The sequence below is a fragment of the Tabrizicola sp. genome (assembly GCF_036781545.1).
In the GTDB taxonomy this organism is placed as follows: domain Bacteria; phylum Pseudomonadota; class Alphaproteobacteria; order Rhodobacterales; family Rhodobacteraceae; genus Tabrizicola.
The window spans coordinates 21,198-27,197 of the sequence record NZ_DAIQAT010000031.1 but is presented as its reverse complement, the minus strand read 5'-3'; the positions used below and the strand labels follow the sequence as shown (position 1 = coordinate 27,197).

At 65.8% G+C, this 6,000-nt stretch carries 5 protein-coding genes; 3 read left to right on the top strand and 2 right to left on the bottom strand.

What is annotated here, in order from left to right:
* Positions 1-137 precede the first annotated feature (137 nt).
* Complete coding sequence (locus V7Q39_RS07630) at positions 138-986, top strand: MurR/RpiR family transcriptional regulator (RefSeq protein WP_333815961.1); 849 nt, start codon at positions 138-140, stop codon at positions 984-986.
* 98 nt (positions 987-1,084) lie between these two features.
* Here V7Q39_RS07630 and V7Q39_RS07625 read toward each other — a convergent pair whose 3' ends face one another.
* Entirely contained in the window at positions 1,085-2,161 is a 1,077-nt protein-coding gene (locus V7Q39_RS07625) for a substrate-binding domain-containing protein (protein WP_333815960.1), read from the bottom strand.
* 178 nt (positions 2,162-2,339) lie between these two features.
* On the opposite strand from V7Q39_RS07625, the gene V7Q39_RS07620 reads away from it, so the two are divergent.
* Together V7Q39_RS07620 and V7Q39_RS07615 are read left to right on the top strand one after the other, a co-directional pair.
* Complete coding sequence (locus V7Q39_RS07620; RefSeq protein ID WP_333815959.1) at positions 2,340-3,824, top strand: aldehyde dehydrogenase family protein; 1,485 nt, start codon at positions 2,340-2,342, stop codon at positions 3,822-3,824.
* 172 nt (positions 3,825-3,996) lie between these two features.
* Entirely contained in the window at positions 3,997-4,974 is a 978-nt protein-coding gene (locus tag V7Q39_RS07615) for a methionyl-tRNA formyltransferase (RefSeq protein WP_333815958.1), read from the top strand.
* Positions 4,975-5,157: 183 nt separating this feature from the next.
* Here the strand turns inward: V7Q39_RS07615 and V7Q39_RS07610 are convergent, their stop codons facing one another.
* Positions 5,158-5,928: a DeoR/GlpR family DNA-binding transcription regulator gene (locus tag V7Q39_RS07610; RefSeq protein WP_333815957.1), complete on the bottom strand. Its 771-nt coding sequence runs from the start codon at positions 5,926-5,928 to the stop codon at positions 5,158-5,160.
* Between the last annotated feature and the right edge of the window lie 72 nt (positions 5,929-6,000).

The following is a 6,000-nucleotide window of genomic DNA, read 5'->3' as shown; positions in this document are numbered from 1 at the left end:
TGATTTCGACACGCTGCGCCCCTACTGTTTCAGAGTGGTGTTTCAGGATTTCGGAAACTGAGTTCATATGTTTCACAATACTGAAACGCTTGTTTCATTCTGTCAAAGAAAAATTATCTGGTTGAAAAGGAAAGTAAATGTCTACTCGTCTGGCCCTTCGGATCCAGGAAAGGTTCGACCGTCTGACCAAGAGTGAGCAGAAACTGGCGGGTGTGATTCTCGACCGGCCGGGGCTGATTGAAACACATACTGCAACGGAACTGGCCGGAATCGCCGATGTGTCCAAGGCCACGGCGGCGCGGTTCTTCCGGGCACTGGGCTATACCGACTTCGAAGAGGTCAAGCTGCAGGCGCGCGAAGAGCGCAACCGGACCCAGCCCTATAGCTACCTGGCGGCGGCGCCGGGCAGCACCGTGCTGGGGCGCAAGATCGGCGAGCATTTGGACCTGGAGCTTGCCAACATCACCCGAACCTTCGAAGAGATGAGCCCGGACACCCTGCGTCAGGCAGCACGCCTGATCGCCGATGCGCCCCGCCTGTGGTTCCTGGGTCTGGGGGCAGATGGCTGGCTGGCACATTACGGCCGGGTGCTGTTCTCGCGCCTGCGGCCCAATGTTCATGCCGTCGGGATTACCAGCGGTGCCGTGGCCGAGGATCTGGCGATGATGGGGCCGCGCGACGTGATGGTGGTGCTGGCGCAGGGTCCGCAGCCCCGCGAGCTGAAGGCGATCCTGTCCTATGCCAAGACGACACGGACCAGCATCATCTCATTGACCGATCATGGGAATCTGGCTCAGGCCAAGCGATTTTCGGACCTTGCGCTGCGCTGCCACATCTCAAGCTACGGGTTGATTCCCAGCTATACGACGCTGGTCAGCGTGCTTCGTCTGCTGGCGATCTCGCATGTCGGGCTGGTGGGCGACACGGCCCTGCAACGCGCCAGCCTGATCGACGACATCAACGAAGAACTGGACATTCTGGGCTAGGGGCGCGGCGGCCCGTCACGCTGCGGTTGCACGAACGACCGCTCTTCATTCTGGCTCACATCGCACCCGGCGTCGCGACGGGGGACAGCGGCCTTCGGTCAGCCCCGGGCGCGGAAGACTTCGCGGATGGTCTTGATGACCCCGGGCTCGCGCACCTGATAGCCGGGCAGGGCCGAGACCTCTGCGGCGAATTCCGGGCCGCGCATCACCGCCAGCACTCGTGTCATCGCCGGGTGATCGAGAATCTGGCGGCGGCAAAGGAAGACATAGTCCTCGGTCAACAGCGGCACGAAATCCAGCCCGAACTGCCGCGCCGCCGCCTCGACCCCGAAGGCCACATCGGCGAAGCCCGAGGCGACATAGGCGGCAACCGCGGCATGGGTGAATTCCGAATGCGTATAGCCGTTGATCGACGCCGGCGCGACCTGCCGCAGCGCCAGCATCTGGTCCAGGAGAATCCTCGTGCCGGAATCCGGATCGCGGTTGACGAAATGCACTTCGGGACGGGCCAGATCTTCCACCGACCGGATGCCCAGCGGATTGCCCTTCTTCACGATCAGCCCCATCTCGCGCGTGACGAAAGAGATCACCCGGTGGTCGGCATGGTCCAGCCACCCCCGGCTCATGGCGATGGTACGGGCGCGCAACTCGCCCTGGGGCAGATGCACGCCGGCCAGGTCGCAGGTGTTCTCGACCATCGAGACCAGGGAGTTGGAGTTGGAGACATAGCGGAAATCCACCCCGCTTTCGAAATCCCGCGCCAGAAGTTCGCGCAGTTTCGGCACCGCGAAACCGTGGCTCGCCCGGACCCGCAGCACCAGCCGGCCCGAGCTTAGCGTCTGGTTCACCTCGGTCTGCAACTCCTGGCTCAGGTTCTGCAACAAGGGTCGGAGCCGCGCCTCCAGCCGTTCCGCCGCCCAGACCAGCTTGTCGCCGAAGGCGGTCAGGCTGGTGCCGCTGCCCTGCCGCCGCTCGACCAGCGGGGCCTCGAAGAAGGCGGACCACTTCTCGATCAGGTTCCAGGCGTGGCGATAGGACATGCCCGCCCGCGCCGCCGCGACCGAGAGCTTTCCGGTGCTGCGGATGTCGGACAGAAGGTCAAGCGTGATTTCCAGCCCCCGGGTCTCGCCGCTGCGCTGGAACCGCCAGACCGGCGCGATCTCGACCTTGATCATCCTCGTCACCTTATGAAGTACTGTTCATGTATTCGCTGTGCAGGTCCGGCGGCGCATTTCATGACTGGGGCACCAGATACCGGAAACACGTATCATATTCCCAAAAAATTTCCTCTGAGTAAGCATGTTTTCGTCAGGTGCAGCCGGAAATCCGACGCCTGTACCAAAGAGAATATGAATGAAACTGCATAACTTGGAGGATGCCATGCTTGATGTCAGGGCCAGCGAAAGACACCTGCTGCTGATCGACGGCCAGTTTCGGCCGGCGCTGTCGGGCCGTACATTCGAGACGCTGAACCCCGCGACCGGCGAGGTTCTGGCCCATGTGGCCGAGGCGGGGGTGGAGGATGTCGATCTTGCCGTCGCCGCGGCCCGGCGTGCCTTCGAGGAGGTCTGGGGCCCGATGCGCGCCGCTGACCGCGGTGCGGCTCTCCTGCGCTTCGCCGAGGTGATCCGGCAGCACAGCGAGGAACTGGTCGAGCTGGAAAGCCTCGATTCCGGCAAGCCGGTTTCGGCCATTCGCCGCCAGGACCTGCCTGCGGTGATCGACACGCTGACCTATTACGCCGGATGGGCCGACAAGATCACCGGGACCGTGGTGCCCGCACGCCCCGATGCGCTGACCTATACGGTGCGTGAACCGCTTGGCGTGGTGGGCGCCATCATCCCGTGGAACTTCCCGCTGATGATCGGCATGTGGAAGATCGCCCCGGCGCTGGCCTGCGGCTGCACGGTCGTGCTGAAACCGGCCGAGATCACGCCGCTGACCGCGCTGAAGCTGGGCGAACTGGCGCTGGAGGCCGGGCTGCCGCCGGGTGTCCTGAACGTGGTGCCGGGGTTCGGCAAGGTGGCGGGGCAGGCCATCACCGATCATCCCGACATCGACAAGGTGACGTTCACCGGCTCTCCCGTGGTCGGGCGGCAGATCCTGCAGGGCTCGGCCGGGAACCTGAAGCGGGTGACGCTGGAACTGGGCGGCAAGTCGGCCAACATCATCTTCCCCGATGCGGATGTGGATGCCGCCGTGCGCGCGGCCGGATCGGGGATTTTCTTCAACACTGGGCAGGTCTGTTCCGCCGGATCGCGCATCCTGGTGCATGAGTCGATCCATGACGAGGTGGCCGAGAAACTGGCCGCCCGGGCCAAGGGGATGCGCCTCGGCAATCCGCAGGAGACGGGCACCAGCATGGGGCCGGTCGTCTCCGAGGTGCAGATGAACCGCATCCTGAACTACATCGAGGTCGGCCGGCAGGAGGGGGCGCAGATCGTCACCGGCGGCGCGCGCCACGGCGACCGGGGCTATTTCATCGAACCCACTGTCTTTGCCGGCGTGCGTCACGAGATGCGCATCTCGCAGGAAGAGATCTTCGGCCCGGTCGCCGCGGTGATCCCGTTCAGGGATGACGACGAGGCGCTGCGGCTGGCGAACGGCACCGTCTACAGCCTGGCTGCCGGGGTCTGGACCGCCGACATGACCCGCGCCCACCGCTTCACCCGCAAGCTGAAGGCGGGCACGGTCTGGGTCAACACCTACGGCCCGACTGACATCCGCCTGCCCTGGGGCGGGGTGCGCGATTCCGGCTTCGGCCGCGAACATGGCGAGGAAGCCATCGACAATTTTACCGAACCCAAGGTGGTCTGGATCAACACCGGCCCCGCCTGACCAGGGCAGCGCCGGGGAAGGGAATGTCCCCGGCGAAAGGCGCGCCTGCCCTGCTCCCGGGCGGCGCGCTGCTTCTCGGCCCCTCACCCCCGAGGGCATCACTGCGGACCCGCCGCTGACCTTGCGGCGGGGCGGGTCCGTCTTTTCCAAAATCCCATGACAGGAGCCCGCAATGCGTATCGCGATCCTTGGCCAGCAGGCCTTCGGCAAGGCCGTTCTGGATGCCTTCCTCGCCCGGGGCGACGATGTCGCCGCCGTCTTCTGCGCGCCGGAAAAGCCGGGCGCCCGCCCCGACCCGCTGCGGCTGGCCGCCGAGGAGAAGGGGCTGAAGCTTTATCAGCTTCCCAACCTGACCGGCCCCGAGGCGGCGGATGCGCTGCGGGCGCTGGAGGTCGACCTGGCGGTGATGGCCTATGTGCTGCAATTCGCGCCGCAGGGCTTCGTCACCATCCCGAAGCATGGCGCGATCTGCTATCACCCCTCGCTTCTGCCGAAGTATCGCGGGCCGTCCTCGATCAACTGGCCGATCATCCGGGGCGAGACCGAGACCGGGCTGACCATCTTCCGGCCCAACGACGGTCTGGACGAGGGCGATATCGTCCTGCAGAAGCGCACGCCGATCAGTGCCGACGACACCCTTGGCACGGTCTATTTCGACCGGCTGTTCCCCATGGGGGTTCAGGCGATGCTGGAAGCCGCCGACCTGATCCTGGCCGGCAAGCATCGCGAAGAGGTGCAGGACGAAGCGCAGGCCAGCTACGAGGGCTGGTGCCGCGACCCGGAGGCGCGGATCAACTGGTCGGCCCATGCGCAACAGGTCCACAACCTGATCCGCGGCTGCGACCCGGCGCCGGGTGCCTGGACGCTGGTCCAGGGCGAAAAGGTGCGACTGCACGACAGCCACCTGATCCCCGCCCGCCGCTTCGCCGATGTGCAGGGCAAGCCCGGCACCATAGCGGGGATTGGGGGCGCGGGGATCGACGGCGGCACGGCATGGATCGCGCTTCAGGGCGGCATGGTGGAATTCACGCGCGTCCGCACCGCCGCGGGCGAGAAGCTGACCGCTGCCGCCTTCTTGCAAAGCCGCGGCCTTGGCATCGGCGACCGGCTGGAAAGCGAGGAGACGCCGCTCCGCACCGCGGCCGAGTGACGACGCGGCGGGGCAGTCCTGTCCCGCCGTCCCTCCGACAGAATTGCGGCCGCCTTTCTGCTGCTCGACCGCACTACCCGCCGGGCATCAATCCGAGCTTTTGCTGGCGCAGGCCGGATAGGGTTCGTGACGCTGGTTCGGACGAGCAAGGATCGTGCGGGCCGCCCCATAGCCACCTTGACTTCAGTGGCCGTCGTCGCCCGTCGCCAGGGTGACTGAAACCCCGGCCGCCGCGATGGTGGCGGCGATGTCGGGCGGGGGCGGCTGGTCCGTGACCAGGTCATGAAGGCCCTCAAAGCCCGTGACACGGACAAAGCCGCGGCGTCCGAACTTCGAGGCGTCTGTCACCACCACCCGCCGTTCGCCGCAGGCCAGGACGGCGCGGGCGAATTCGGCCTCCTGCAGGTCGAAATCCATCACTCCGGTTTCATCGATCGCCCCGGCCGAGATGATCGCATGCTGCACGGTGAAACCGCGGATGAATTCCAGCGCGGTCGCCCCCAGGGCCGCCCCTGAATCGCTCCGCAAGGCGCCCCCCGCCATGAAGATGCGGTTGCCGTTCACCGTGGCCAGAGTGCGGGCGATATCCAGCGAATTGGTCACCACCGTCAGGCGGCGGCGATCCAGCAGGGCGCGGGCCAGGAAGCTGGTGGTGGTACCGGTGTCCAGCATCAATGTATCGCCGTCGCCGATCCGTTCGGCCAGGGCGCGGGCGATGGCGCCCTTGGCCGCCGCATTCTCGCGCATGCGCCGTTCGAACGGGGCCTCGCCGATCTGGCCTGCCAGCCCCACCGCGCCATGGACCCGGACTGCCGCCCCTGCCTCGACCAGCGTGCGAATCTCGCGGCGAGCCGTCTCGGTCGAGACGCCGAGCTCTTGCGCCAGTGCGCCCACCGTCAGCGCGCCTCGCGCCTCGAGCAGTTTCAGAATCGCGCCGTGGCGTCGGGTCAGCATCGGATGGCCGTCCGTCCTGTGTGGGTATTCTTTCCTATGCTGACTGATTTTTGCAAGAATTACAAACAAACG